This is a genomic window from Burkholderia orbicola, from assembly GCF_900100915.1.
GTDB lineage: Bacteria > Pseudomonadota > Gammaproteobacteria > Burkholderiales > Burkholderiaceae > Burkholderia > Burkholderia orbicola.
In genome coordinates this window covers 3,185,794-3,212,411 of record NZ_FNKW01000001.1, presented here as the reverse complement: position 1 = coordinate 3,212,411, position 26,618 = coordinate 3,185,794, and the positions used below count along the sequence as shown (strand labels likewise).

General features: G+C 67.7%; 21 protein-coding genes and 3 tRNA genes. 11 read left to right on the top strand and 13 right to left on the bottom strand.

What is annotated here, in order from left to right; all coding sequences use genetic code 11:
- Window positions 1-72 precede the first annotated feature (72 nt).
- The 3 genes from BLS50_RS15375 to pgi all read left to right on the top strand — a co-directional run bounded on the left by BLS50_RS15375 (window position 73) and on the right by pgi (window position 4,705).
- The gene (locus BLS50_RS15375) at window positions 73-1,374 is read left to right on the top strand and encodes an FAD-dependent oxidoreductase (RefSeq protein ID WP_074802559.1); all 1,302 of its coding nucleotides are present in this window, start codon (window positions 73-75) and stop codon (window positions 1,372-1,374) included.
- A gap of 52 nt (window positions 1,375-1,426) precedes the next feature.
- Window positions 1,427-2,971, top strand: coding sequence for an NAD(P)H-hydrate dehydratase (locus BLS50_RS15370; protein WP_074802558.1), 1,545 nt, complete (start codon window positions 1,427-1,429; stop codon window positions 2,969-2,971).
- Between the two features lie 111 nt (window positions 2,972-3,082).
- Window positions 3,083-4,705 carry a glucose-6-phosphate isomerase gene (pgi, locus tag BLS50_RS15365; protein WP_074802557.1) on the top strand — a complete coding sequence of 541 codons (1,623 nt, stop codon included), beginning with the start codon at window positions 3,083-3,085 and terminating at the stop codon, window positions 4,703-4,705.
- A 68-nt stretch (window positions 4,706-4,773) separates the two neighbouring features.
- Here pgi and BLS50_RS15360 read toward each other — a convergent pair whose 3' ends face one another.
- A complete protein-coding gene (locus BLS50_RS15360) occupies window positions 4,774-5,487 on the bottom strand; it encodes an ABC transporter ATP-binding protein (protein WP_074802556.1) in 714 nt (237 codons plus the stop codon).
- Here BLS50_RS15360 and BLS50_RS15355 point away from each other — a divergent pair.
- Window positions 5,486-6,154 (top strand): arylesterase, encoded by a 669-nt coding sequence (locus tag BLS50_RS15355; protein ID WP_074802555.1) that lies wholly within the window; start codon window positions 5,486-5,488, stop codon window positions 6,152-6,154. The two genes, BLS50_RS15360 and BLS50_RS15355, sit on opposite strands and share 2 nt — an antisense overlap.
- A gap of 74 nt (window positions 6,155-6,228) precedes the next feature.
- Here the strand turns inward: BLS50_RS15355 and BLS50_RS15350 are convergent, their stop codons facing one another.
- The 7 genes from BLS50_RS15350 to tig all read right to left on the bottom strand — a co-directional run bounded on the left by BLS50_RS15350 (window position 6,229) and on the right by tig (window position 15,099).
- On the bottom strand, window positions 6,229-8,166 hold the full coding sequence (locus BLS50_RS15350; RefSeq protein WP_074802554.1) for a SurA N-terminal domain-containing protein: 1,938 nt from the start codon (window positions 8,164-8,166) through the stop codon (window positions 6,229-6,231).
- Window positions 8,167-8,518: 352 nt separating this feature from the next.
- Window positions 8,519-8,595 (bottom strand) — tRNA-Asp (locus BLS50_RS15345).
- 23 nt (window positions 8,596-8,618) lie between these two features.
- Window positions 8,619-8,694, bottom strand: a tRNA-Val gene (locus BLS50_RS15340).
- 207 nt (window positions 8,695-8,901) lie between these two features.
- Entirely contained in the window at window positions 8,902-11,325 is a 2,424-nt protein-coding gene (gene lon / locus BLS50_RS15335) for an endopeptidase La (RefSeq protein ID WP_011549610.1), read from the bottom strand.
- A 197-nt stretch (window positions 11,326-11,522) separates the two neighbouring features.
- Window positions 11,523-12,794 (bottom strand): ATP-dependent Clp protease ATP-binding subunit ClpX, encoded by a 1,272-nt coding sequence (gene clpX / locus BLS50_RS15330; RefSeq protein ID WP_006489345.1) that lies wholly within the window; start codon window positions 12,792-12,794, stop codon window positions 11,523-11,525.
- Window positions 12,795-12,958: 164 nt separating this feature from the next.
- Complete coding sequence (clpP, locus tag BLS50_RS15325) at window positions 12,959-13,612, bottom strand: ATP-dependent Clp endopeptidase proteolytic subunit ClpP (RefSeq protein ID WP_006496351.1); 654 nt, start codon at window positions 13,610-13,612, stop codon at window positions 12,959-12,961.
- A gap of 140 nt (window positions 13,613-13,752) precedes the next feature.
- Complete coding sequence (gene tig, locus BLS50_RS15320; protein WP_027810559.1) at window positions 13,753-15,099, bottom strand: trigger factor; 1,347 nt, start codon at window positions 15,097-15,099, stop codon at window positions 13,753-13,755.
- A 391-nt stretch (window positions 15,100-15,490) separates the two neighbouring features.
- Between tig and BLS50_RS15315 the strand changes: the two genes are divergently transcribed.
- Both BLS50_RS15315 and BLS50_RS15310 read left to right on the top strand, forming a co-directional pair.
- Window positions 15,491-16,636 (top strand): glycerate kinase, encoded by a 1,146-nt coding sequence (locus BLS50_RS15315; RefSeq protein ID WP_074802553.1) that lies wholly within the window; start codon window positions 15,491-15,493, stop codon window positions 16,634-16,636.
- A 62-nt stretch (window positions 16,637-16,698) separates the two neighbouring features.
- The gene (locus BLS50_RS15310) at window positions 16,699-17,148 is read left to right on the top strand and encodes a MarR family winged helix-turn-helix transcriptional regulator (RefSeq protein WP_012328702.1); all 450 of its coding nucleotides are present in this window, start codon (window positions 16,699-16,701) and stop codon (window positions 17,146-17,148) included.
- Between the two features lie 189 nt (window positions 17,149-17,337).
- On the opposite strand, the gene BLS50_RS15305 is transcribed toward BLS50_RS15310, so the two are convergent.
- Together BLS50_RS15305 and BLS50_RS15300 are read right to left on the bottom strand one after the other, a co-directional pair.
- Complete coding sequence (locus BLS50_RS15305) at window positions 17,338-18,336, bottom strand: 2-dehydropantoate 2-reductase (protein ID WP_074802552.1); 999 nt, start codon at window positions 18,334-18,336, stop codon at window positions 17,338-17,340.
- 113 nt (window positions 18,337-18,449) lie between these two features.
- Entirely contained in the window at window positions 18,450-19,595 is a 1,146-nt protein-coding gene (locus BLS50_RS15300; protein WP_027810556.1) for a helix-turn-helix transcriptional regulator, read from the bottom strand.
- 302 nt (window positions 19,596-19,897) lie between these two features.
- Between BLS50_RS15300 and BLS50_RS15290 the strand changes: the two genes are divergently transcribed.
- The 4 genes from BLS50_RS15290 to BLS50_RS15275 all read left to right on the top strand — a co-directional run bounded on the left by BLS50_RS15290 (window position 19,898) and on the right by BLS50_RS15275 (window position 23,637).
- A complete protein-coding gene (locus BLS50_RS15290; protein ID WP_074802551.1) occupies window positions 19,898-20,944 on the top strand; it encodes a porin in 1,047 nt (348 codons plus the stop codon).
- A gap of 21 nt (window positions 20,945-20,965) precedes the next feature.
- Window positions 20,966-22,174: an MFS transporter gene (locus BLS50_RS15285; RefSeq protein WP_074802550.1), complete on the top strand. Its 1,209-nt coding sequence runs from the start codon at window positions 20,966-20,968 to the stop codon at window positions 22,172-22,174.
- Between the two features lie 14 nt (window positions 22,175-22,188).
- Window positions 22,189-23,298, top strand: a complete 1,110-nt coding sequence (locus BLS50_RS15280; RefSeq protein ID WP_074802549.1) for a class II histone deacetylase — start codon at window positions 22,189-22,191, stop codon at window positions 23,296-23,298.
- A 111-nt stretch (window positions 23,299-23,409) separates the two neighbouring features.
- Window positions 23,410-23,637, top strand: a complete 228-nt coding sequence (locus tag BLS50_RS15275; RefSeq protein ID WP_006478569.1) for a hypothetical protein — start codon at window positions 23,410-23,412, stop codon at window positions 23,635-23,637.
- 104 nt (window positions 23,638-23,741) lie between these two features.
- Here BLS50_RS15275 and BLS50_RS15270 read toward each other — a convergent pair whose 3' ends face one another.
- Window positions 23,742-24,038 carry a hypothetical protein gene (locus BLS50_RS15270; protein WP_012328709.1) on the bottom strand — a complete coding sequence of 99 codons (297 nt, stop codon included), beginning with the start codon at window positions 24,036-24,038 and terminating at the stop codon, window positions 23,742-23,744.
- 186 nt (window positions 24,039-24,224) lie between these two features.
- A tRNA-Leu gene (locus BLS50_RS15265) sits at window positions 24,225-24,311 on the bottom strand.
- Window positions 24,312-24,547: 236 nt separating this feature from the next.
- Between BLS50_RS15265 and hpnD the strand changes: the two genes are divergently transcribed.
- Window positions 24,548-25,381 carry a presqualene diphosphate synthase HpnD gene (hpnD, locus tag BLS50_RS15260; RefSeq protein WP_069233370.1) on the top strand — a complete coding sequence of 278 codons (834 nt, stop codon included), beginning with the start codon at window positions 24,548-24,550 and terminating at the stop codon, window positions 25,379-25,381.
- A 10-nt stretch (window positions 25,382-25,391) separates the two neighbouring features.
- Here the strand turns inward: hpnD and BLS50_RS15255 are convergent, their stop codons facing one another.
- A complete protein-coding gene (locus BLS50_RS15255) occupies window positions 25,392-26,612 on the bottom strand; it encodes a DUF1501 domain-containing protein (protein WP_074802548.1) in 1,221 nt (406 codons plus the stop codon).
- Window positions 26,613-26,618 lie beyond the last annotated feature (6 nt).

Genomic DNA, 26,618 nt, shown 5'->3' with positions numbered 1-26,618 from the left:
GGTTCACCGGGCCCGGGCCCTCAGCGAATTCTCACCGGGCGGCGTGCGCGCCGCCCGTCATCGAAGCAATCCATGGATGTCATCGTCATCGGCGGCGGAATCAGCGGCGTCGCCACCGCCTACCAGCTGCGCGCGGCCGGCCATCGCGTGTGCGTGGTCGAACGCCACGCGACCGTCGCGCAAGGCGCGACCTACGGCGACGGCGGCGCGCTGCTGCCGAGCCCGCTCGACGTCTGGTTCGGCCCGACGTTCATGCGCCAGCGCCAGCCGCGCGACAGCGGCATCGTCTACAAGCCGGGCTTCAACGGCGGCGTGCGCCGCTTCGTCAAGCAGCTCGGCACGCTGCGCGAGCCCGACGCGTTCGCCGCACAGTACGCGCGGCTGCGCCCGCTGATCGACGTGTCGCGCGACACGCTCGCCGATATCGAGGCGCGCCTCGAGCTCGAATTCGAGCAGAAACCCGGCATCCTGCACGTCGTGCGCGATCCACGCGACTGGGAGGCGCTGCAGCCCGCGCTCGACCTGCTGCGCACGCTCGACCAGCCGTACCGCCTCCTCAGCGCCGACGAATGCGCGGCGCTCGAACCGTCGGTGCCGGCGGAGCCCGGCTTTGCCGGCGGCGTGCTGCTCGAAACCGAGCGCACCGGCAACTGCCCGCTGTTCGCGAAACTGGTCAAGCAGACGCTCGACGAGCACGGCGTGCAGTTCCGCTTCAGCGCGGACGTCGCCGCGATCCGCATCGACAACGGCCGCGCCGCGGTCGAGCTCGTGCCGCCGGGCAACGGGAGCACGGCGAAGGCGCGCGAGGTCGACGTGATGTCCGCCGACGCGATCGTGGTCGCCGCCGGCGCGGGCAGCCTCCCGCTGCTCGAACGGCTCGGCTGGCGCCTGCCGCTGCATCCGGTCCGCACCCATACGCTCACCGCGCCTGTCGCGTACGAAGAACACGCACCGCACCTGAGCGTCGTCGATGCGATCAAGCGGATCTCGATCACGCGCACCCACCAGCGGTTGCGTATCGGCGGCGGCGCCGTGCTGCAGAGCCTCGCCGACACCGCGAAGCCGCTCGCCGAGCCGTTGTCCGAGGCCGCGCTCGCGCTGCTCGGCCAGGCCGTCCACGACTGGGTGCCCGGCGCCGCGAAGATTTCGGCCGCGCTGTCGTGGCAAGGCATGCAACTGCTGTCGCCGGACGGCCTGCCCGTCGTGGGTCCGACCCCGCATCCGCGCGTGTTCGTCAATTTCGGCCATGGCCCGGCCGGCTGGGGCCTCGCGTGCGGGTCTGCTAAAGTGGTGACCGACTATCTGGGCGGCAACGTCCAGCACTGGCCCGCCGACACGCTCGCCGCGCTGAGCGCCGGCCGCTTCACGACCTGACCGCCGCGGGCCGACTCGTGGCGGCATCCTTGCCAGCCGCCACGATCCCGCGATGACCGTTACCCACCCGCTTCCCGATTCCGATCCGATCGCGCTCTTGCGCGTCGCCGACCTGCGCGCCGCCGAAGCCGACGCCACCGCCGCGCTGCCGCCGCACACGCTGATGGGCCGCGCCGGCGCCGCCGCCGCGCGCTGGCTGTCCGAGCGCGTCGCCGGCGACGATCGCCCCGTCTGGTTCGCGGTCGGCCCCGGCAACAACGGCGGCGACGCACTGGTCGCCGCCGCGCAGCTCCAGCAACTCGGCGTCGCCACGCATGCGTGGATGCCGGTACCGGTCAAGCCGGACGACGCGCAATGGGCGCTCGGTCTCGCGCGCTCGGCCGGCGTGCCGCTGTCGGCTACCCCGCCCGCGTCGCTGGATGGTTACGCGTGGGTCGTCGACGGGCTGTTCGGCATCGGTCTCGGCCGCGCGCTCGACGGCGCGTTCGCCGAGCAGGCCGCACGCATCGCCGCCCATGCGCGCGGCGGCGGCCGCGTGCTCGCGCTCGATGTGCCGAGCGGGCTCGATAGCGACACGGGCCGGATCGTCGGCGCGGGCGTCGCCGTCGCGGCCACCCACACGCTCACCTTCATCGGCGCGAAGCCCGGCCTCTACACGGGCGACGGCCGCGATCTCGCCGGCGAGATCCACGTCGCGTCGCTCGACGTCACGCCGCCCGCCGCGCCGGCCATCGTGCTGAATGCGCCCGCGCGGTTCGCCGCGGCGCTGCCCGTGCGTGCCTTCGCGTCCCACAAGGGCACGTACGGCAGCCTCGCGGTGCTCGGCGGCGACACCGGCATGTGCGGCGCGCCGATCCTCGCCGCCCGCGCCGCGCTGTTCGCGGGCGCCGGCAAGGTGCACGTCGGCTTCCTCGGCGCAGGCGCGCCGCCGTACGACCCGCCGTTCCCTGAACTGATGCTGCATCCGGCCGACACGCTCGACCTCGGCACGATGACCGCGATCGCGGCCGGTTGCGGGCTCGGCACACGCGAAGCCGCGGCGACGCTGGTGCGCGACGTGCTCGCGCACGACGTCGCGACGCTGCTCGATGCCGACGCGCTGAACCTCGTTGCGACGCACGCGGACCTCGCGGCCGCCGTCGCCACGCGCGGCGCGCGCGGCAATCCGTGCGTGCTGACGCCGCATCCGCTCGAAGCCGCGCGCCTGCTCGGCGGCGACACGGCCTCGGTGCAGCGCGATCGCGTCGCGGCCGCACAAGCGCTCGCCGCACGCTACGCGGCCATCGTCGTGCTGAAAGGCTCGGGCACGGTGATTGCGGCGCCCGACGGCCGCGTGACGATCAACCCGACCGGCAACGCGGCGCTCGCCACGGGCGGCACCGGCGACGTGCTCGGCGGCCTGATCGGCGCACTACTGGCGCAGCGGGTCGCGCCGTACGAAGCCGCGCTGGCCGGCGTCTACCTGCACGGTCTCGCGGCCGACACGCTGACCGCGAACGGCACCGGCCCGGCCGGGCTCACCGCCGGCGAGCTCGCGCCGATGGTACGCACGCTGATCAATCGCCTTTTTTACCCGTCGCCGCGCGCCGACACGTAACGCCGCTATACTGACTGCCCCGCCGCACGGCGGGCCTTCTCGTCCGCCGGCTTTCCGATCCCGATGAGCCGGCGCGGCATTCCTCCCGATTCACGCTTCACTCGAACCGCCATGACGCTGAAATCGCTCCCCGCCTGGACTGCCCTTCAATCCCACTTCGAACAGATCCGCCACGCGCGGCTGCGCGACTGGTTCGCGCCGGAAAACGATCGCGCGCCGACCCGCGCCGAACGCTTCACGATTCCGGGCGGCGGTCTCGCGGCCGATTTCTCGAAGAACCGCATCGACGACGAAACGCTGCGCCTGCTCGTGCAGCTCGCGCGCGACGCGGGCGTCGAGGCGCGCCGCGACGCGATGTTCGCGGGCGAGATCGTCAACCCGACCGAAGGCCGCGCCGCGCTGCACACCGCGCTGCGCGCGACCGACCCGCAAGCACCGTTCCATGCGCAGGTGAGCGCCGAGCGCGCGAAGATGGCGACGTTCGCGCGCGCCGTACGCAGCGGCACGTGGACGGGCTATACGGGCAAGCGCATCCGCCACGTGATCAACATCGGCATCGGCGGCTCCGATCTCGGCCCGAAGATGGTCGTGCATGCGCTGCACCACGTCGCGACGCCCGAGATCTCGACGCACTTCGTGTCGAACGTCGACGGCGCCGATCTCGCGCGCGTGCTCGAACAGGTCGATCCCGAGGAAACGCTCGCGATCATCGTGTCGAAGACCTTCACGACGCTCGAGACGATGACGAACGCACGCTCGCTGCGCGACTGGTTCGTCGCGCGCGGCTGCCCCGAAGATGCGCTCGCGAAACACTTCGTCGGCGTGTCGGCGAACCCGGCCGAAGTCGTGAAGTTCGGCATCGCCGCGGACAACGTGTTCGAAATGTGGGACTGGGTCGGCGGCCGCTATTCGCTGTGGTCGGCGGTCGGCCTGTCGATCATGATCGCGATCGGCCCCGAACAGTTCGATGAACTGCTGGCCGGCGCGAACGACATGGACCGCCACTTCCGCGAAGCGCCGCTCGAGCGCAACCTGCCGGTGCTGCTCGGCCTGATCGGCATCTGGTACCGGAATTTCTTCGGCTCGCAGAGCTATCTCGTCGCGCCGTATTCGGAAGCACTGCACTACCTGCCGTCGTACCTCCAGCAGCTCGAAATGGAGAGCAACGGCAAATCCGCGCGCCTGGACGGCACCTTCGTCGACTACCCGACGTCGGCCGTCACGTGGGGCGAGCCGGGCACCAACGGCCAGCATGCGTTCTTCCAGATGCTGCACCAGGGGCCGACGATCGTGCCGATCGACTTCATCGCGGTGCTGACGCCCGAACATCCGCTCGCGAGCCATCATCCGAAGCTGCTCGCGAACTGCTTCGCGCAGAGCGAGGCGCTGATGCTCGGCCGCACGCTCGAGGAAGCGCGCAAGGTCGCCGGGCCCGGCAAGGAAGCGCTCGCGCCGCACCTGACGTTCCCCGGCAACCGCCCGACCACGACGCTGCTCGTCGATGCGCTGACACCGCGCACGCTCGGCGCGCTGATCGCGCTTTACGAGCACAAGGTGCTCGTGCAGGCGACGGTGTGGGACATCAATCCGTTCGACCAGTGGGGCGTCGAGCTCGGCAAGATTCTCGGCAAGGTGGTCGAAGGCGACCTGTCGGCCGAATCGGTCGATCCGGCGAAGCACGACTCGTCGACCACGGCGCTGATCGAGCGCGCCCGCGCGGCACTCAAGCGTTGACGCGCTGACGCGACGGCGTCATGCCCGTGCCGGCCGTGCGATTGACGCCGCGCGGCCGGCACGACCATTCACGCGTTGCGCGATGCCGCGTGCGGCGCGACGATGCGCCCCGCGTCGATGGCGACCGTCGTTGCGCAGCGGCGCGCGAGTTCCGCGTCGTGCGTGACGAGCACGAGCGTCGCGCCGTGCGTGCGGTTCAGTTCGAACATCAGGTCGATGACCGCGTGGCCGGTTGCCGCGTCGAGACTGCCGGTCGGCTCGTCGGCGAACAGGATCGCCGGGCGCGTGACGAACGCGCGGGCGAGCGCGACACGCTGCTGTTCGCCGCCCGACAGCAGCTTCGGATAATGCGCGGTGCGTTCGCCGAGACCGACCTGCACGAGTAGCGCCCGCGCGCGGTCGGCCGCATCGCGTGCGCTGATGCCGCCCTGCAGTTCGAGCGGCAGCATCACGTTCTCGAGCGCCGTCAGATGCGGCATCAACTGGAATGACTGGAATACGAAGCCGACCGCGCCGTTGCGCAGCGCCGCGCGTTCGCCCTCGTCGAGCTGGTCGAGCGCGCGGCCGAGCAGGCGAACCGTGCCGCTCGTCGCGCTGTCCAACCCTGCAAGCAGGCCAAGCAGCGTCGATTTGCCCGACCCCGACGCGCCGACGATCGCGAGGCTGCTGCCCGGCTGCACGGCGAACGTGATGCCGTCGAGGATCGTCAGCTCGCCCGTTGCATCGGCAACCCGCTTGCACACGTCATGGACTTCGATGATCGGATCGGTAATCTTGAACATGGACACGACATTTCGCTGGAAAAGACGCGCGGCGGCCGCCGCGCTGCTGGGCACCCTGCTGGCCGTCACCGTGCCCGCACGCGCCGCGACGGCGCCGGCATCGAGCCCGCCCGTGATCGTCGTGCTCGGCGACAGCCTGTCGGCCGAATACGGATTGCCGCGCGACACCGGCTGGGTGGCGCTGCTGCGGCAACGGCTCACGACCGAGCGAATCGATTATAGCGTCGCGAACGCCAGCGTCAGCGGCGACACCACGAGCGGCGGCCGTGCGCGGCTGCCCGCGGTACTGCAGCGGCTCAAGCCGTCGATCGTCGTCGTCGAACTCGGCTCGAACGACGCGCTGCGCGGCGTACCGCTCGCGACGACCGAGCAGAACCTGCGCGACATCATCGCCAGCGCCCAGCGCGCGCGGGCGAAGGTCGTGCTGGTCGGCATGTACGTGCCACCCAATTACGGCCCGGACTACACGCAGAAGTTCCACGCAGTCTATACACGGCTGTCGAAAGACCTCGGCGTGCCGCTCGTGCCGTTCCTGCTGGCTGGCATCGAGAACAAGCCCGAGCTGTTCCAGGCCGACCAGATGCATCCCGCGCAGCAGGCGCAGGGCATCCTGCTCGACAATGTGTGGCCGGCACTGAAGCCGTTGCTCGGCAAGCCGCACGGCTGATCGCAGCCGAGCGTCGGAAAACAAAAAGCCCCGCTTCGAGCGGGGCTTTTTGATGGTTGCGGGCGAAACGAGGCTCAGTTGTCGCCGTCCTGCTGCTGGCTGGCCGTCGTGCTGCCGTACAGCTTCACCTTCGAACGATCGCGCAGCGCGGCGAGGTACGCCTCGCCTTCGCTCTGCGCATCGACCTGCGCCATCTGCTGCTGCGCGGCCGCCAGTTGCTGCGGATCGACCGCCGAACCCGGGATCACCGCGTTCACGCGATAGATCGCATAACCGTCCGCACCGAGGTCGACCCCGACGTAAGCCGGCAGCGTCTTCGCATCGACCTTGTAGACGGCGCTCAGCGCAGCCGGCGTCAGGCCCTGCGATTGCGTGCGTGACACCTTCTGCGCAGCCGCGAACCCGTCGGTCGACTTCGACTTCTGCAGTTCGGTCAGCTTCGCCGCCCCATCCTTCTTCGCGAGTTCCGCGGCCTGCTCGGCGATGACCTTCTGGCGCACGACGTCCTTGATCGCGTCGAGCGCGGGCACGGCAGCCGGCTTGTGCTCGGTCACGCGCGCCGAGATCAGCGTGTTGTTGCCGACGTCGATTGCCTGCGTGTTGTTCTGGTTCTTCACCGCGTCGTTCGCGAACACGGCGGCCAGGAACTTCGGATTGTTCAACGGGCTCGTCGGCGGCAGTTGCGGATTCGGCGTCGGCGTGACGGTGGCCGTCTGGATCGTCAGCTTGTACTTGTCCGCGGCCGGCTGCAGCGTCTTCGCCTTTTCGTAGACGGTCGACGTGAAGCCTTCCGCGTTGTCCGAGAACGCCTTCGATGCGTACTGCTGCTTCAGGTCGACCGCGATCTGGTCCTTCACTTCCGCGAACGGCTTGACGACCGCCGGCTTCACTTCGGTCGCCTTCAGGATGTGAAAACCGAGATCCGACTGCACGATACCGCTCACGTCGCCCTGCTTAAGCGAGAACGCGGCATCGTCGAACGCCTTGCCGCCCGCGGTCGAGCCGCGCGTGATGAAGCCGAGGTCGCCGCCCTTCGCCGCCGACGGCGCGTCCTGCGAGCTCTTCTGTGCAATCTGCGCGAACTGGTCCGGATGCGCCTTCACGTCGGCGAGCAGTTGCTCGGCCTTCGCCTTTGCTGCTGCCTTGTCGGCCGCGCTGGCGCTGCCCGGCGCAGCGATGAAGATGTGGCTCACGCGCACCTGCGCTTCGGTACGGAAGTGCGTCGGGTTGTCGTCGTAAAACTTCTTGATGTCCGCTTCGGTCGGCTGCGCGCTCGCGGCCGCTGCTGCCGGCGAATAGACGAGGTACTGGATCGTCGCGGTTTCCGGCGTCGCGAAGCTCTGCTTGTGCGCGTCGTAGTACGCGGTGAGCTGCGCGTCGGTCGGCTGGACCTTCGCTGCGAAGTCGCTCGTCTTCAGCACGAGCGCCTGCACTTCACGCTGCTGCGCGGCGAGTTCGGACAGTCGTTGCGCGAGGCTCTTCGGCGTGAACGCGCTCGACACGATGCTGGCCGGAATCTGCTGCAGCGACAGGCTGTAACGCACCCGTTCCTGGTACTGCTCGGGCGTCATCCCCTGGAACGACAGCAGTTGCGCATAGCGTTCGACGTCGATCGTGCCGTCGGGCTTCTTCAGCGACGCGATCATCGGGTCACTCATCAGCGCGTCGCGCACGGCGTTGTCGGAGGCCGTCAAGTGCAGACGCTGCGTCTCGTCGGCCAGCACGCGTTGCTGGATCAGGCCGTCGAGCACCTGCTTGCGATGCTCGGGCGTGTCGAACATCTTGATGTCGAACTGCCCGCCGAGCGCCTGGCGCGCCTGGTCGATTTGCTGGCGGAACGCGCCGTCGAATTCGACCCGCGTGATCTTGTGCCCGTTGACTGCCGCGACGTTCGCACTGTCGTCGAAGAAACCGCGGAAACCTTGGATCCCGACGAAACCCAGCCCCGGTAACACGATCAGGAGCAGGAGCGCCATCATCAGGCGCTGGTGATTACGGAAGAAATCGAGCATGCGTGACGGGAAAATTGGACAAAACGACCGATATTACAACATACGGGGTGGGACGGGATAAAACGCAGGCAATGCTGTGCTCGAGCGCGGAGTGGAATCACGACGATACAAATGAAAAAGCCCGCACAAGGCGGGCTTTTTCATTTTCTGGCGGAGTGGACGGGACTCGCCTACCTCCCGCAGGCCGCAGCTGCGCTTGCAAGCGCAGCCCTTCTTCTCGTCCCGCCGGAGCCGCGCCGGCGGCTTCCTCCGCTCCGCAGTTACGCGCCCGGAAGCGGGCGCAAACCGGAAGCGGGCGCAAACCGAACGCACAAACAACAATGCCCGCACAAGGCGGGCATTGTTGTTTGTTTGGCGGAGCGGACGGGACTCGAACCCGCGACCCCCGGCGTGACAGGCCGGTATTCTAACCGACTGAACTACCGCTCCTTGGTCTGGCTGAATCGGGAAACTGGTGGGTGCTGAGGGGTTCGAACCCCCGACCTACGCCTTGTAAGGGCGCCGCTCTACCAGCTGAGCTAAGCACCCGTTTCCGATTCGTTCTGACTGCGATCTGCGTTTGCGCATCAACAATCAGCGAGCCCGCAAGTTTAATTCATCCCCGATCATTTTGCCAAGCCTGCGCGTGAATTTTTTTAACCCCACGCGCTCGCACGATTGCGCTGCGCATAAAAAACCCGCGGACATCGCCGCGGGTTTCGTGAACAACCGTCAGCAACGACGGCGCTCAGGGTCTCAGTGCTTGACGACTTCCGTCGAGCCCGCATCCTTCGCGGCCTCACCGACCGGCGCCGCAGCCTTCGCTTCTTCTTCCGGCGGCAGCGGAGTCGGCGAACGCTCGAGCGCGAGCTCCAGCACCTTGTCGATCCAGCGGACCGGCACGATCTCGATCGCATTCTTCACGTTGTCCGGAATGTCCGCGAGATCCTTCACGTTCTCTTCCGGAATCAGCACGAGCTTGATGCCGCCGCGATGCGCAGCCAGCAGCTTTTCCTTCAGCCCGCCGATCGGCAGCACTTCGCCACGCAACGTGATTTCGCCCGTCATCGCGACGTCGGCCCGCACGGGAATACCCGTCAGCACCGACACCAGCGCGGTCGTCATCGCACCGCCAGCGGACGGACCGTCCTTCGGCGTCGCGCCTTCCGGCACGTGGATGTGGATGTCCTGCTTCTCGAACGCTTCGTCCTTGATGCCGAGACGACGCGAACGCGAGCGCACGACCGAACGTGCGGCCTCGACCGACTCCTTCATCACGTCGCCGAGCGAACCCGTACGGATCACGTTGCCCTTGCCCGGCATCACCGCGGCTTCGATCGTCAGCAGGTCGCCGCCGACTTCCGTCCACGCGAGGCCCGTCACCTGACCGACCTGGTTTTCCTTCGCCGCGAGGCCGAAGTCGTACTTGCGCACGCCGAGGAACGTGTCGAGGTTCTCGCCATCGACCTTGATCGCGCCCGATGCCTTCTTCAACAGCAGCATCTTCACGACCTTGCGGCAGATCTTCGACACTTCCCGCTCGAGCGAACGCACACCGGCTTCGCGCGTGTAGTAGCGGATGATGTCGCGGATCGCCTGCTCGGTGACCTCGATCTCCCCGTCCTTCAGCCCGTTGTTCTTCTTCTGCTTCGGCAGCAGGTAACGCTGGGCAATGCTGACCTTCTCGTCTTCCGTGTAGCCCGACAGACGGATCACTTCCATCCGGTCGAGCAGCGGCGGCGGGATGTTCAGCGAGTTCGACGTCGCGACGAACATCACGTCCGACAGGTCGAAGTCGACTTCGATGTAGTGGTCGGCGAACGTGTGGTTCTGTTCCGGATCGAGCACTTCGAGCAGCGCCGACGACGGATCGCCGCGGAAATCCATGCCCATCTTGTCGACTTCGTCGAGCAGGAAGAGCGGATTGCGCACGCCGACCTTCGCGAGGCTTTGCAGGATCTTGCCCGGCATCGAACCGATGTACGTACGACGGTGGCCGCGGATCTCGGCTTCGTCACGCACGCCGCCGAGCGCCATGCGGACGAACTTGCGGTTCGTCGCACGGGCGATCGACTGGCCAAGCGAGGTCTTGCCGACGCCCGGAGGCCCGACGAGGCACAGGATCGGCGCCTTGACCTTGTCCACGCGCTGTTGCACCGCGAGATACTCGAGGATCCGTTCCTTGACCTTCTCGAGGCCGAAGTGATCCTCGTCGAGCACCTGCTCGGCGTTCGACAGGTCGTTGTTGACCTTGCTCTTCTTGCGCCACGGCAGACCGATCAGCGTGTCGATGTAGTTGCGCACGACGGTCGCTTCCGCCGACATCGGCGACATCAGCTTCAGCTTCTTCAGCTCGGCGTCGGCCTTCTTCTTGGCTTCCTTCGGCATGCGCGCGGCGTTGATGCGCTTCTCGAGCTCCTCGAGATCCGCACCTTCCTCGCCTTCGCCCAGTTCCTTCTGGATCGCCTTGACCTGTTCGTTCAGGTAGTACTCGCGCTGGCTCTTTTCCATCTGGCGCTTCACGCGCCCGCGGATGCGCTTTTCGACCTGCAGGATGTCGATCTCGGCTTCGAGCTGCGCGAGCAGGTGCTCGAGCCGCTCGATGACCGGGAACATCTCGAGGATGTGCTGCTTCTGGTCGAGCTTCAACGGCAGGCGCTCGGCGATCATGTCGGCGAGGCGGCCTGCTTCGTCGATGCCCGACAGCGACGTGAGAATTTCCGGCGGGATCTTCTTGTTCAGCTTCACGTACTGGTCGAACTGCGACACGATCGCACGGCGCAGCGCTTCCGTTTCGGCGCTGTCCGCATGATCGGGCTCGAGCGGCATCACTTCGCAGGAGAACTGCGTCTCCTGTTCTTCGATGGACAACGCCTTCGCGCGCTGCAGGCCCTCGACGAGCACCTTCACGGTGCCGTCCGGCAGCTTCAGCATCTGCAGGATGTTGGCGATACAACCGACCTCGTACATGTCCTTTTCGGTCGGTTCGTCCTTGGCCGCGGTTTTCTGGGCGACGAGCATGATGTGCTTGCCGCCTTCCATCGCTGCTTCGAGGGCCTTGATCGATTTCGGCCGGCCCACGAAGAGCGGAATGACCATGTGCGGGAAAACGACGACGTCCCGCAGCGGCAGCAGCGGGAGCGTGATGCGTTCCGGCGGGAGAAGTTGGGTGCCTGACATTTCATTTCCCCATGAGTGGAATCAATTGTTCGGTAATTGAGGCCGCCACAACGAATTGCAAGCCTTCAAGTGCGGGAAATATTCGGTAAGAAAGTAACCACCGCGTGTCGAGTCAGAGTTACCCACAAGATAAACGAAAAAAAGCCGCCCACGGACTCATGAACGGCCTTTTTCGCTGAACATCGTCGGCAAGCCGGTCAGTTCGAACCCGCCACCTTCGGCGTGTCCTCGTAGATCAGCAAGGGCTTGCCGTCCCCATCGATGACGTTCTCGTCGATGATGACCTTGCTGACCCCTTTCATCGTCGGCAGCTCGTACATCACGTCGAGCAATGCCTGTTCGATGATCGAACGCAAACCGCGCGCGCCGGTCTTGCGACGGATCGCCTTGCGGGCGACTGCCTGCAACGCGCCCGGCCGGATTTCCAGCTCGACGCGCTCCATCGCGAACAGCTTGTGATACTGCTTGACGAGCGCATTCTTCGGCTCGACCAGGATCTTCATCAGCGCGGCTTCGTCGAGCTTGCCGAGCGTCGCGACCACCGGCAGACGGCCGATCAATTCGGGGATCAGACCGAATTTGATCAGGTCTTCCGGTTCCGTCTCGCGCAGCACTTCGCCTGCGTCGCGTTCCTGCTTGCTCTTGACCGTCGCGCCGAAGCCGATGCCGGTCTTCTCGGTACGATCGGTGATCACCTTTTCGAGGCCGTCGAACGCGCCGCCGCAGATGAACAGGATGTTGGTCGTGTCGACCTGGATGAAATCCTGGTTCGGGTGCTTGCGGCCGCCCTGCGGCGGCACCGACGCCATCGTGCCCTCGACGAGCTTCAGCAGCGCCTGCTGGACGCCCTCGCCGGACACGTCGCGCGTGATCGACGGGTTGTCCGACTTGCGGCTGATCTTGTCGATTTCGTCGATGTAGACGATCCCGCGCTGGGCCTTGTCGACCTCGTAGTTGCAGTTCTGCAACAGCTTCTGGATGATGTTCTCGACGTCCTCGCCGACGTAGCCGGCTTCGGTCAGCGTCGTCGCGTCGGCGATCACGAACGGCACGTTGAGCAACCGCGCAAGCGTCTGCGCGAGCAGCGTCTTGCCGGAGCCCGTCGGGCCGATCAGCAGGATGTTGCTCTTCGACAGCTCGACGTCGTCCTTCTTGTCGAGATGCTTCAGGCGCTTGTAGTGGTTGTACACGGCCACCGCGAGGATTTTCTTCGCGCGCTCCTGGCCGATCACGTACTGATCGAGGATGTCGCGAATTTCCTGCGGGCTCGGCAGATCCGACCGGGACAGGCTGGCCTCGACGCCGGCGGCAGCCGCCTCGTCGCGAATGATTTCGTTGCAGAGGTCGATACATTCATCGCAGATGAACACCGACGGGCCCGCGATGAGTTTTTTCACCTCATGCTGGCTTTTCCCGCAAAACGAGCAATACAACAGCTTCTCGCTGTTCGAACCTTTTTTGTCCGCCATGAATGTAGAGCCTCCGGACAGGTAAATGACATGATACGCCGATTGCTCCGGACGCCGCGCCTAGGGCGCGACCGGAGCCGGCTGGATGCGCTTGCCGCAGATGCTCAGGGCACTCGGGACGTTTGAGGGCGCCGGCCCGAATCGGGGCGGCACCCCGTTTAAACTCACGGGCGCTTCAACAACACCTGATCGATCAGCCCGTACGCCTTCGCGTCCTCGCTCGACATGAAGTTATCACGGTCGGTGTCGCGCGCGATGCGTTCGACGTCCTGGCCCGTGTGTTGCGCGAGCAGGTTGTTCAGCCGTTCCTTCAGGTAGAGGATCTCGCGTGCCTGGATCTCGATGTCGGATGCCTGGCCGCGCGCGCCGCCGAGCGGCTGGTGAATCATCACGCGCGAATTCGGCAACGCGAAGCGCTTGCCCTTCGCGCCCGACGCGAGCAGGAACGCGCCCATGCTGGCCGCGAGGCCCATGCACAGGGTCGACACGTCCGGCTTGATGAACTGCATCGTGTCGTAGATCGCCATCCCGGCCGACACCGAGCCGCCCGGGCTGTTGATGTAGAGGCTGATGTCCTTGTCGGGATTCTCGCTCTCGAGGAACAGCAATTGCGCGACCACGAGGTTGGCGGTCTGGTCGTTCACTTCGCCGACCATGAACACCAGGCGCTCCTTCAGGAGACGCGAATAGATATCGTACGAACGCTCGCCGCGGCCGCTCGTTTCGACGACGATCGGCACCAGCCCCAGCGCTTGCGCCTCGAAACCCTGCGGCGCGTTCGAAGCAAGCATGTCCAGCAATTCAGCGCGAGTGATCATTCAATGAACCTTGTTCGAATGGAAAATTGAACGGAAGGAAGCCGCCCGCTCAATCGCCATATTAATGGCAACCGTGCGCTTGACGTAAAAACGGCGTGCGGGCCGTCGCTCCGACAGCCGGCACGCCGCTAGAGCGACACTTACGCTTGCGCCGATGCGCTCGCGAGTGCCTCGAAGCTCACTTCCTTGTCCGTCACCTTGGCCTTGCCCAGCACGAAATCGACGACGTTGCTTTCAACGACGAACGCTTCCATCTCGGCGAGGCGCTGCTGGTTGGAATAATACCAGCGGACCACTTCCTTCGGGTCTTCGTAGCTCTTCGCGAACTCGTCGACTTCCGCGCGGATCTGTTCCGGCTTCGCTTCGAGACCGTTCGCCTTCACGAGTTCAGCCAGCACGAGGCCCAGCTTCACGCGGCGCTCTGCCTGCTCGGCGAACATTTCGGCCGGGATCGGGGCGTCCTTCGCGTTCGGCACGCCGCGCTGCGCCAGATCCTGGCGAGCCATTTCGACGAGACGTTGCTGGTCCTGCTCGATCAGCGCCTTCGGCACGTCGAGTTCGGAAATCTTCAGCAGCGCGTCCATCACCTGGTTCTTGACGATCGACTGCGTGCGACGCTTCGCTTCGCGCTCGAGGTTTTCCTTGATCTCGGCGCGCATCTTCGTGAGGTCGCCGTCTTCGATGCCGAGCGACTTCGCGAATTCCGCGTCGATTTCCGGCAGGTGCGGCCACTCGATCTTCTTCATCGTGACCGTGAACTGCGCCGTTTTGCCGGCGACGTCCTTGCCGTGGTAGTCATCCGGGAACTTGAGGTCGAACGTACGCTGTTCGCCGACCTTCAGACCCAGCGCCGCCGTTTCGAATTCCGGCAGCATGCGGCCTTCGCCGAGCACGAACGGGAAATCTTCGGCCGTGCCGCCCTGGAACGCGACGTCGTCGATCTTGCCGACGAAGTCGACCGTCACGCGGTCGCCGTTCTTCGCTGCGGTGTCCGCACCGCCGTCGCCGTGCTCGCCGGCTTCGCCGCGGGCGTGGTAGTGCACGCGCTGCTTGCGCAGGATGTCCAGCGTGCGGTCGATTTCGGCGTCGCCGATCGACGTGGTCGAGCGCTCGACTTCAGCCGTCGCCAGATCGCCGATCTTCACTTCCGGGTAGACCTCGAACGTCGCGTCGAACGCGTATGCGTCCTCGGCTTGCTCCTGCTTCGGCTCGAAGCTCGGCTGGCCGGCGACGCGCAGGTTCTCCGCGCGGCTGACCGTGAAGAATTCCTGGCCGATCTTGTCGCTCAGCACTTCGGCTTCGACCTGACCCGCGTATTGCTGGGCGACCATCTTCAGCGGCACCTTGCCCGGGCGGAAACCCGGCATGCGCACGGTCTTCGCGAGTTTCTGGATGCGGGCATCGATTTCCTTCTGCACGGTGTCTTTCGGCAAAGAAATCGTCACACGGCGTTCAAGCTTGCCGAGGTTCTCAACAACGTTAGCCATGGCTTCAATCGTCCTAAAATTATTCGAGCGAATCGGGTTTTCCTTGCCGTGCCTGCCTGCAGCGTGAGGTGCGCACACTCACACGCCGCGCCGGAGCGCCACGCCATCCCTGCACGCGCCGGATGGCTAGCGCAAGCGGCTCGGAGCACGGCTTTGGCCGGAAGAATCGACTATTCTAGCAAACAATTTTCCTCGTACCGCCAGATCAGCACGACACGCATGTGTCCCCGCCCTGCCGATGGCCCGATGCACGGCCATGTCCGCGGATCGCGGCTATGCCGAACGGCGTATCCACCCCGGGCCCGCCATCCTGTAAGCTCCGATAGCGTGTGAGCCACCCTCGTGGCTCGACCACGTATTCTTCACACCAATCACGCCTTTCGGAGACACCATGCCGCACCACCCGTCCGCGCCTGTCGTCGTCATCGCGCCCGATTCGTTCAAAGGCTCGCTTTCCGCCGAGCAGGTCGCGGACGCGATCGCCACCGGCATTCGCCGCGCCCGGCCCGACGCGGTCGTGCGCTGCTGCCCGATGGCGGACGGCGGCGAAGGCACGCTCGACGCGATGCTGGCGGGCGGCGGCACGCGGCGCACGTTGGGGGTGGCCGGCGCGTCGCTGGCGGCACGCGATGCGTCGGTCGGCGTGATCGATGCGCGCACCGCGATCGTCGAGACGGCCGAGATCGTCGGGATTACCGACCCGGTCGGCATGAGCGTGCCGGTCGACGCGCGCAGCACGCGCGGGATGGGCGAGGCGATCCGCGCGCTGCTCGACGACGGCGTGCGCCGCTTCTTCGTCGCGCTCGGCGGCAGCAGCACCAACGACGCCGGTGCCGGGCTGCTCGCGGGCCTCGGCCTGCGGTGCTTCGACGCCGACGGCCAGCCGGTCGAGCCGGTGCCGTCGCGGCTCGCCGACATCGCGCGCATCGACGCGTCGGGGCTCGACCCGCGCCTGAAGGAAACGGAATTCGTCGGCATGTCCGACGTCGACAATCCGCTGACGGGCGCGCATGGCGCGACCGCCGTGTTCGGCCCGCAAAAGGGCGTGACGGCCGCACAGGTCGCGCCCCTCGATGCGGCCCTCGCCCGCTTCGCCGACCTGCTCGAAGCCGCACTCGACCGCCGCGGCCGCGAGCTGCCGGGCGCAGGCGCCGCCGGCGGCCTCGGTTTCGCGCTGCACATGCTCGGCGCACGCTTCGAGGCCGGTGCCGAAGTAGTGGCGCGCCAGGTCGGGCTCGACGCCGCACTGGCCGGCGCCGACTGGCTGATCACCGGCGAAGGCCGCTCGGACGTGCAGACGCTGCACGGCAAGGCGCCGTTCATCGCCTGCCGGCACGCGCGGGCCGCGGGCGTGAGCGCGTCGCTGCTGTCCGGCGCGATCGACCCGGCCGCGCTGCCGCGCCTGTCCGAGCATTTCTCCGGCTGCTTTTCGCCGGCTCCCGGGCCGATCACGCTCGAGGTCGCGATCCGCGACGCGGCCAATCTGCTCGCGAACGAAGCGGAACAGTTGACACGCCTGAAGTACGGTGCACACTGACCGTTGACCCGAGCGCGCGATACAGGAACAATCGGGCCCGCCCTTTTTCTTCAGGATTCGACATGAAAGGCCGTCAAGCCGGGCTCGATCAGTTTCTGACCTATCGCCTCCATGCGCTCACGAAGCGCTCCGACCGCGGGATCGGCGAGGTGTACCGGCACAAGCTCGACATCTCGCTGCCCGAGGCGCGCGTGATCGCCGCCGTCGGCGCATTCGGCCCGTTCTCGATCATGGATCTCGCGCGCCATACCAATCTCGACAAAAGTCAGGCCAGTCGCGCGGCCGAAGCGCTGCTGCGCCAGGGGCTGCTCGAGCGCAGCGCGAGCGACGAAGACGGCCGGATCGTGCTGATCGCGCTGACCACCGACGGCCGCGCGCTGCATCGCAAGATCATGCCGATCGTGCGCAAGTGGAACGACGGCCTGCTCGCGTGCCTGTCCGACAGCGAACGCCAGACCTTCGAGCGGCTGCTCGACAAGGTCGTCGCGCACGCAGTCGAACGCGACGACTGAGCCGCGCGTCAGCCCCGGCATCGCCGGACAACCGAGTGCCGCGGGCAGCATTGATCCGACGAATCAGACGGGTCGCCCGAGTCGCGTCACGCGCGATCCGGGCGACCCGTTTTGCATCATGCGGCGGCATCGCGTGAAGCACGCATCGCCGCGTTGCCGGCTGCTGCGTATGCGGCAGCCTCGCACGCGCTACAACCCGCTGTTCGCCGCGCGCTGACGCAACAGTCCGAGCACCGCGTCGCAGTACGGGGTCGGCACGCCAAGCTTGCGGCCGAGCTCCGGAAACACGCCGAGGATCGGACCGATCTCGAGCGAGCGCCCCGCTTCGAAATCCTGCAGCATCGATGTCTTGAATGCGCCGAGCTTGCGCGTGACCGCGATCCGCTCGGGGCCGCTCATCCCCGTGGACAGGCCGAGCTTCGCGCCAATCGCAGCCGCCTCCTCCATCATCCGCAGTGCGAGATCCTGCGTGAACGGATCGTCGAGCAACTGTTCGGCCGTCGAACCGGTCAGCGCGCTCAGCGGGTTCATGTTCATGTTGCCCCACAGCTTCGTCCAGATCTCGGCCCGGATCGCGGGCGTCGACTCGACGTCGAAACCGCCGGCCGCGAGCGCCGCGGCGAACCGCGCGGTGGCCACGTCGAGCCGCGGATCGGGCGTGCCGACGATCAGCCGGTTGCCGCGCCCGCGACGCACGACGCCCGGCGCATCGGTACTCGACGACAGGTGCACGACGCAGCCGATCGCCTGCGCGGGCGGCAATGCGGCCGACACCGCGCCGGCCGGATCGACCGCATCGAGCGGCACGCCGTCGATCGCCCCTTCCAGTCCGTGCGTGAACCACCACGGCAGCCCGTTCATCGCCGCGACGATCACCGTATCGGGGCCGACCAGCGGCGCAATACGGGCGGCCAGCGCCGGCAGCGCCTGCGCCTTCAGCGCGATCACCACGTAGTCCTGCACGCCGAGCGCGGCTGCATCGTCGCTTGCCCGCACCGGCACCGACGAGGTTGCACCCGCCTCGTCGATCACGCGCACGCCGTGCGTATTCAGCGCGTCGAGCGTCGTGCCGCGTGCGTACGCGCTCACGGTCATGCCGGCTCTCGACAGCGCGGCCACGAGCAATCCGCCGATCGCGCCGACGCCGACCACCGCCGCGCGCACCGACCCTGAATTCGTGTCGTTCATGATGGCATTCCGTCTCCTGGAAGCTGACGAGCATAACGCTCAATGGTTGCGGACACAACCAATCCGGCAACGCAGTGCGCATCGCGCCGCATCCGTTCGTGCGTTCGTGGGCCTCAGCGCGGCATCCCGCCGGCTTCCATCGCCTCGTCGTCGGTCGCGCCGCCCGTCGCGCCCAGCACGCCGGCAATCTGGCTCTTGTCGTGCATGCCGAGCTTGCGGTACGCGCAGCGCAGGTAGTGACGCACGGTCGTCGGCGAGATCGCCATCTGCTGCGCGACCTCCTTGTGCGAACGCCCGGCGCCGTAATAGCGGATCGCCGCGAGTTCGCGCGGGCTCAGCCGATCGAGCAGCGAGCGCGGCCGCGCCTCGATCTGGAACAGCCCCGCAACCGGCACGCACTGGATGCGCAGCGCGTCGCCGACGAACGGCTGACCCGACTGGCGTCGCAGGTGCGCGACGAGCGGCTCCGGCACGCGCGCGCCGGCCCACGACGGCCATTCGGTGCGCAGCACGTCGTCGAAACCGTGATCGGCATGGTGCAGCACCCCGAAGTTGTCGCACAGCGCACGCGCCGCCGGCGCGACCGTGTCGGCGCGCTCGCGGGTGAGTTGGGCCGCGCGATTGATCGTCAGCGCGGCGGCCAGATGCGGGATCACGTCCTCGAAACACCGTGCGTCGTCGTCGCTGAACGGCCGGTTCAGGCCCTGGCGGTAGATCGACATGAACGTCGTCAGGCCGAAGCGGCGATCGAGCGTACACACGCACATCAGCTGCGCGAGCCCGTACTTCACGCACCAGTCGCGAAACCGCGCATCGAGCCCCGGCTCGACGACCGTCAGCCGCACCGCGCGGCCGTGCGCACCGTGCAACGTGCGGTGCGCGAGCGGATCGCAATCCCGCACGCGCTTCCAGTCGGTGAAGAACGCGTGCGGCAACCGGTACAAAAAGCTGTTGTGCATCACCGGGCCGGTCGGCACATGGGTCGCGACGCCGGTCCACGCGGCATCGAACGGAATGAGCGCCTGCAGCAGCGAAAAGAACCGGCATTCGAATTCGCCGATGGCGGACTGCGCGGCCACCGCGTACAGGTCGAGCAGCATCAGCCCGAGTTCGCGCCGCGGCGCGTCGCCGCGCGCGACGCCGTCGAAATCGGCACGCCGGGACGGCCGCGGCGGCCACGCGAATTCGTCGAGGACGATGGCGGCCGGCACGTCGCGCAGCGCGTCGAGATCCTGCCCGATATCCGTCGTGATCCTCACTTTCCGCTCCCCTGCCCGGTCGGGCTGCTGATGTGCGCAACGACACCGGCCGATTATAGCCAGCGGCTTTTTTGGCGGGCCACGGCGCCGGAACGCTCGCCAACCCCATCCATTTGAACGGTGCGCCGCACGTTGCTGCTGCGCAGCACGGTGCACGGCGCCATCGCGCGGCGTTCATGCCGGGCACCGCGGGTTTTCCGCACCGTTCATCTGGACGACTGTTCGACGGTTTTCCCGCTGCGGACACTGCGTCGCGACAACACCAACGACAAACCGATGCAGCACGGTATGGAGAACCCCTCGTGACGACACCCCGCTTCATCCGCACGGCCGCGGCCGCCGCGACGCTGGCCGCATGCGGCGCCGCGGCGCACGCGCAGTCCGCCCTCACGCTGTATGGCGCGCTCGACGCCGGCGTGCAATACCTGACGCACGCCGACGGGCATCGTTCGGCCGTGCGGTTGCAGAACTACGGCATCCTGCCTTCACAGGTCGGGATCAAGGGTCACGAGGATCTGGGCGGCGGCTGGCGCGCGCTGTTCAAGCTCGAACAGGGCCTCAACCTCAACGACGGCACCGCGACCGTGCCCGGCTACGCGTTCTTCCGCGGCGCATACGTAGGCATCGCGGGGCCGGTCGGCACCGTCACGCTCGGCCGCCAGTTCAGCGTACTGTTCGACAAGACGCTGTTCTACGACCCGCTCTGGTACGGGTCGTACAGCGGCCAGGGCGTGCTCGTGCCGATGAACGCGAACTTCATCGACCATTCGGTCAAATACCAGTCGCCGACGTTCGCCGGCTTCGACGTCGAGGCGCTCGCCGCGACCGCCGGCGTCGCCGGCAATACGCGCGCCGGACGCGTGCTCGAACTCGGCGGCCAGTACACGAGCAACGGCCTGTCGGTCGGCGCGGTACTGCACCAGGCGCACGGCGACGTATCGGCGGCCGACGACGCGTCCGCGCGGCGTCGCGAACTCGGCACGCTCGCCGCGCGCTATGCGTTCGCCACGCTGCCGCTCACCGTCTACGCAGGCGTCGAGCGCCTCACCGGCGACCTCGACGCGGCGCGCACGATCGTCTGGGGCGGCGCGCGCTACCTGACGTCGAACGGAATCGGCCTGAACGCGGGCGTCTACCACACCGATTCGCACACGTCGGCGATCGGCCACCCGACGCTGTTCATCGCGAGCACCACGTATGCACTGTCGAAACGCACCGTCGCCTACGTGAACCTCGGCTATGCGCGCAACAGCGGCCAGAGTTCGCAGACCGTCTACGAATACGACCCCACGCCGCTCGCCGGCGCGTCGCAGTTCGGCGCGATGGTCGGCATGTACCACCTGTTCTGATTCCTTCAACGAGACCCCGCCATGAAGACCCTGTCCCCGGATGCCTCACTCTCGCCTGACGGCCGCGCGTCGACGTTCGCGCGCTCGACGCTGGTCGCGCTCGTCGTGTTCGCGGCCATCACGCCGCTGTTGTTGCTCGTGGCACCTGCCGTCGCCGGTCAGCTCGCGACGCAGCTCGGCTTGTCCGCATCGCAGATCGGCACCTACTTCTTCATGGAACTCGGCGCGTTCAGCCTCGCGACCGTGCCGTCGTACCTGTGGCTCGGCCGCATCGACGCGCGCCGCGTCGCCGCGTTCGCCGTCGCGCTGTTCGGCGCGGGCAACCTGCTGACCGCGCTGTGGATGCCGGGCTTCGCCGCGCTGCTCGCGCTGCGCGCCGTCACCGCGCTCGGCGGCGGCTCGCTGATGGTGCTCTGCATGACGAGCGCGGCGACGAGCCAGAACAGCGACCGCGTATACGGCCTGTGGGTCGTCGGCCAGTTGATCGCGGGCGCGATCGGCCTGTTCGTGTTGCCGCACGTGTTCGCCGCGTTCGGGCTGCGCGCGCTGTACGTCGCGCTCGCCGGGCTCGCGCTGCTCGCGGCGCCGCTGTCGCGCGGCTTTCCGTCGTCGCTCGGCACGCGGACGGCATCCCCGCACACCGCGCGCGGCGATGCGCCGCCCACGCCGCGACACTTCGTCGTGCTCGCCATCGGCGCGGTGCTGACGTTCTATCTCGCGATCGGCAGCGTGTGGACGTTCGCGAGCCGTGCGGCAGCCGAGGCCGGGCTCGACCCGCAGACGACCGGCAACGTGCTCGCGATCGCGAGCGTGATGGGCATTGCCGGCGCGGCGCTCGCGTCGTGCGCGGGCGGCCGGCTCGCCCGGCGCGCGATGCTGGCGGCCGGTTACGCGCTGCTCGCGGCATCGCTCGTCGCGCTCGCCGCGATGCGTGATACCGGCGGCTACGGCGCGGCGATCTTCGCGTTCAAGTTCGCGTGGACCTTCGTGCTGCCGTTCATCCTCGCGACGGTCGCGCAGATCGACACGTCGGGCCGCCTCGTCGCGACGCTCAATTTCGTGATCGGCGCGGGGCTCGCCGCCGGCCCGCTGCTGGCCGGCCTGATGCTCGACGCCGGCGGCTCGATGCGCGCGCTGTTCGTGGCCGCCACGGCCGTCGCGATCGTGTCGTTCGCCGCGCTCCGCCACATCGATCGCCGCGCGCGCTCTTCCGTTTCCTCCCAACCGTGACAGGTCACGCATCCATGAATCGCACTGCCTTCTTCACCGACGAACGCACTTTCTGGCATACCGGCGGCACGCACGCGCTGTTCTTCCCAGTCGGAGGCTGGGTCCAGCCGCCGTCGAGCGCGGGCTACGCGGAATCGCCCGATTCGAAGCGCCGCTTCCTGTCGCTCGTGCAGGCGTCGGGCCTGGCCGCGCAGCTCGACCTGCGTGGCGCCGAGCCCGCGACGACGGCCGACCTGCTGCGCATTCATCCGGCGCACTATCTCGACGCATTTCACGCGCTGAGCGACGCGAACGGCGGCGACCTCGGCGATCTCGCGCCATTCGGCAAGGGCAGCTACGAGATCGCCGCGCTGTCGGCCGGTCTCGCGATAGCGGCGGTCGATGCGGTCGTCGGCGAGCGCGCGGCGAATGCGTTCTCGCTGTCGCGGCCGCCCGGCCATCACTGCCTGCGCGACCGCCCGATGGGCTTCTGCATGCTCGCGAACATCCCGGTCGCGATCGAGGCCGCGCGCGCGAAGCACGGCATCGAGCGCGTCGCGGTGATCGACTGGGACGTGCATCACGGCAACGGCACGCAGTCGATCTACTACGACGATCCCGATACGCTGACGATCTCGCTGCACCAGGATCGCTGCTTCCCGCCCGGCTACAGCGGCGCGGACGATCGCGGCGAAGGCGCGGGCATCGGCGCGAACCTGAACGTGCCGCTGCTCGCGGGCAGTGGCGACGACGCGTACCGGTATGCGTTCGAGCGGATCGTGCTGCCGGCGCTCGCGCGTTTCCGCCCCGAGCTGATCGTCATCGCGAGCGGCCTCGATGCGAGCGCGGTCGATCCGCTCGCGCGCATGCAGCTGCATACCGACAGCTACCGGTTCATGACGCGCGCGGTGAAGGAAGCCGCGCAGCGCCATTGCGGCGGGCGGCTCGTGATCGTTCACGAAGGCGGCTATTCGGAGGCGTACGTGCCGTTCTGCGGGCTCGCGATCGTCGAGGAACTGGCCGGCATCCGCACCGCGGTCGCCGATCCGATGCTCGACCTGGCGATCGCGCAGCAGCCAGGCACGCGGTTCGTCGCGTTCCAGCGCGCACTGCTCGACGAACTGGCCGTGTCGTTCGGGTTGTAACGCGCGGGAACGGACGTGACGGGGCCGGCCCGCACCGGCCCTTGCGCGATCCGTGCGGATGGGGTTTCCTGTGTCTTTACCCCTGTTCCGGCACGAGGCCGCACTCTTCCGATGAAATCGTCCCCGCGCGACAACGACAACACCAAAACGCGCCGCCAGCCGTCGAAGCTGGCCCTGAACATCGCCGCCGTGACGGTCGGGCTCATCACGTTCGCGATCGGTGCGGCGTGGGTGATCTATAGCTGGGTCGTCGATCGCGAAGCGCAGTATTTCGCGATTCCGCTGGTGTTCTCGGTACCGGTGATCGTGGCCGTCGCGATCCGCAGCTTCTGGGAATAGGCGCACCGGAAACGACGAAGCGCCGCGGTCGGGCGACGCGCGGCGCTTCGTATCGTGTTTGCTTCAGTTGAAGCGGCGCGCTCCGCGATCCACTTGCCAGCGAATCACAGGCCAGGCAGCGGACACGGATTCGGGGCTGCGCCCTGATATCCGCCGGCGACGGCACCCAGCGCGGCGCCGGCCGCCAACGTGCCGAGCGTTTTCAGCACGCCCTCGGTCGACAGCGGCTGGCCGTTGCCCGACATCGTGCGCCCCGAGTACGCGGTGCATGCCGACGACGACGCGACCGTCTTCACGGGTTTGGCGCTCCACGCGATATTGTCGGCAGGCGTATTGGCGAAGGCCGGCGCGGCCAGCATCAGCGCCAGAATGGAAATCGGGATACGGAAGGTATGTTGCATCGGTGGCCCCTCGGTGTCGTCGTGCTGCTTGTATGAAAAGCGAGCACGATATTACACGCGGCCGATTGCTCGGACGAGGTCCGGATGCGTGGCGAGGAAGCCGGCATCAACAAAAAAGCGCTGCGGTCAGCCGACCGGCAGCGCTTTTTCACGAACGGCGCCCTGGCGAGGGCGCGTTCAACTTTCTGGTGCGTGAGGCCGGACTCGAACCGGCACACCCTTGCGGGCGTCAGGACCTAAACCTGGTGCGTCTACCAATTTCGCCACTCACGCGCATTTCCGTCGCCTGATCGCGCGGGACGCAAGATGCGTGCTCCACGCGCCCGGGACTTCACGCCGGCCCGAAAACCGGCACGCCCGATCAGGCGAGCGCGAGATTCTACCCGATCCGTGCGGCGTTGTCTCGCCCCGCCGGCGCCCGTCGTGCCGCGGTGCTAGAATGCCGCGCTCGACGTTTCGGCAGCGCGCCGCCGCGCGTCCCCCGAACCTGCCCCCCCCCGATCTCGCCCGTGAACTTCGACGACTACTGTCAGCAAAAGGCCGCCCCCGCCGGCTCGAGCGTCTACTACGCGCTGCGCCAGGCGCCGCTCGCCACGCAGCCGCGCCTGACCGCGCTGTTCGCGCTGCGCCGCGAACTCGAGGAAACCGTCAAGGAAACCAGCGATCCGACCGTCGGACACACGAAGCTCGCGTGGTGGCACAAGGAACTCGCCGCACTGGCCGACGGGCAGCCGTCGCACCCGGTCACGAAGGCGCTCGCGCAGCATCATCCGGCGATCGCCGCCGAAGCCGACGCACTGCGCACGCTCGTCAACGGTTACGGGATGGACCTCGAACAGGCGCGCTACCTCGACTTCGCGAACCTGCAGCGCTATATCGCGCAGGTCGGCGGCACCTTCGCGTCGCTGGTCGCGCGCGCCAGTTCGGCGAACCCGGCCGACCCGCAGCCGTGGGCCGCGGACGTCGGCCGCGCGCTGATGCTCGCGCAATTCGTGCAGGAGCTCGGCAACGACGCGCGCCACGGCCGCATCTATCTGCCGATCGACGAACTGCAGCGCTACAACGTGACCGCGGCCGACCTGCTGAACCGCCGCTACAGTCCGGCCTTCACCGAATTGCTGCAATTCCAGACGACCCGCGCGCGCGACGCGCTCGCGGCGGCCGATGCGGCGATTCCCGCCGCCGAACGCCGCGCGCAGCGCACACTGCGGGCGCAAATCGCGCTGGCCGGCGCGCTGCTCGACGAAATCGCGCGCGACGGCTACCAGGTGCTGCACCAGCGCATCGCGCTCACGCCGATCCGCAAGCTGTGGATCGCGTGGCGCGCCGCGCGCCGCCGCTGAGCGGCCCGCATCACGCCTTCAGCAGCGGCAGCGTGTCGAAACGCTGCTGCAGCACGCGCGTCGCATCGAGCCCCCACCACGACCCGAGCACGGTCGCGTAAAGCTGGCGGAAATCGACCGCGACCGGCAGGTTGCCGTTGCCGTCGAGCCGCCCGAGCGCCGGCGGCGCACCGTACAGCCCGCCCGCCACGCGGCCACCCATCACGAAATGCGGCGCGGCCGTGCCGTGATCGGTGCCGTTGCTCTGGTTCTCGCGCACGCGCCGCCCGAATTCCGCATACGTCATCACGAGCGTCTCGTTCCAGCGCCCCAGTTCGATCAACGCCGCGCGCATCGCGCTCATCCCTTCCGCGAACTGCTTGAGCAGCGCGGCCTGCTGCCCCGGCTGGTTCTGGTGCGTGTCGAAACCGTTGAGCGTCAGGCGCAGCACCGCGACCCCGTCCTGCGCGCCGGGCCCGGACGCTTCGCACGCGGCCAGCACCTGCATCGCGGTCTTGACCGACGTGCCGAACGCGCCGGCCGGAAAGGCCGTCCTGAATTCCCGCATCCCGCCGCGCGGGCGCAGCCGGTCGGCCGCCTTCACGATGTCGTTCTCGACGTCGATGATGTGCGCGAGCGCCGGGTTCTGTTCGCGCAGCGACGACGGCTCGGCGAGCCGGGCCGCGCGGATGAACTGCGCGGGATTGACGAGTGCGATCGCGCGCGCGCCGTTCGACAGCGGCCCCATCTCGGCGCTGCCGAGCACGACGCCGTCCGCGGCGAAACCGGGCGGCACGGGCGCCTGCGCGAACGTGCGCGTGAGCCAGCCTTCGTGCAGGTACTGATCCGAGCGCGACGCGGTGTCCCAGATCTCGATCGAACGGAAATGCGACAGGTTCGGCTGCGGATAGCCGACCCCCTGCACGATCGCGACCTGTCCGTCGCGCCACAGCGGCATCAGCGGCGCGAGCGACGGGTGCAGCCCCGTCTGCGCGTCGAGCTGCAGCACCTGCTCGCGCTTGATGCCGATGCTGCGCCGGAACTGGTAGTACAGCGGGTCGGCATACGGCACCACCGTGTTGAGGCCGTCGTTGCCACCCTTCAGCTCGACGAGGATCAGCACGTTCGCATACCCGGCCGCGGCCTTGCGCCCCGCCTGCGTCGCGGCGGCCGCCATCGCGGGCGCTTGCCACATCGACACGCCGGCCGCCGCCGCGGCGCCCGTCAGCGTCAGAAAATCACGTCGGTTCATCGCACA

Bases quoted from the DNA above. Each gene is read 5' to 3' on its own strand.
- BLS50_RS15375 (WP_074802559.1), top strand. From the start codon at position 73: ATGGATGTCATCGTCATCGGCGGCGGAATCAGCGGCGTCGCCACCGCC.
- BLS50_RS15370 (WP_074802558.1), top strand. From the start codon at position 1,427: ATGACCGTTACCCACCCGCTTCCCGATTCCGATCCGATCGCGCTCTTG.
- pgi (WP_074802557.1), top strand. From the start codon at position 3,083: ATGACGCTGAAATCGCTCCCCGCCTGGACTGCCCTTCAATCCCACTTC.
- BLS50_RS15355 (WP_074802555.1), top strand. From the start codon at position 5,486: ATGGACACGACATTTCGCTGGAAAAGACGCGCGGCGGCCGCCGCGCTG.
- BLS50_RS15360 (WP_074802556.1), bottom strand. From the start codon at position 5,487: ATGTTCAAGATTACCGATCCGATCATCGAAGTCCATGACGTGTGCAAG.
- BLS50_RS15350 (WP_074802554.1), bottom strand. From the start codon at position 8,166: ATGCTCGATTTCTTCCGTAATCACCAGCGCCTGATGATGGCGCTCCTG.
- lon (WP_011549610.1), bottom strand. From the start codon at position 11,325: ATGTCAGGCACCCAACTTCTCCCGCCGGAACGCATCACGCTCCCGCTG.
- clpX (WP_006489345.1), bottom strand. From the start codon at position 12,794: ATGGCGGACAAAAAAGGTTCGAACAGCGAGAAGCTGTTGTATTGCTCG.
- clpP (WP_006496351.1), bottom strand. From the start codon at position 13,612: ATGATCACTCGCGCTGAATTGCTGGACATGCTTGCTTCGAACGCGCCG.
- tig (WP_027810559.1), bottom strand. From the start codon at position 15,099: ATGGCTAACGTTGTTGAGAACCTCGGCAAGCTTGAACGCCGTGTGACG.
- BLS50_RS15315 (WP_074802553.1), top strand. From the start codon at position 15,491: ATGCCGCACCACCCGTCCGCGCCTGTCGTCGTCATCGCGCCCGATTCG.
- BLS50_RS15310 (WP_012328702.1), top strand. From the start codon at position 16,699: ATGAAAGGCCGTCAAGCCGGGCTCGATCAGTTTCTGACCTATCGCCTC.
- BLS50_RS15305 (WP_074802552.1), bottom strand. From the start codon at position 18,336: ATGAACGACACGAATTCAGGGTCGGTGCGCGCGGCGGTGGTCGGCGTC.
- BLS50_RS15285 (WP_074802550.1), top strand. From the start codon at position 20,966: ATGAAGACCCTGTCCCCGGATGCCTCACTCTCGCCTGACGGCCGCGCG.
- BLS50_RS15280 (WP_074802549.1), top strand. From the start codon at position 22,189: ATGAATCGCACTGCCTTCTTCACCGACGAACGCACTTTCTGGCATACC.
- BLS50_RS15275 (WP_006478569.1), top strand. From the start codon at position 23,410: ATGAAATCGTCCCCGCGCGACAACGACAACACCAAAACGCGCCGCCAG.
- BLS50_RS15270 (WP_012328709.1), bottom strand. From the start codon at position 24,038: ATGCAACATACCTTCCGTATCCCGATTTCCATTCTGGCGCTGATGCTG.
- BLS50_RS15255 (WP_074802548.1), bottom strand. From the start codon at position 26,612: ATGAACCGACGTGATTTTCTGACGCTGACGGGCGCCGCGGCGGCGGCC.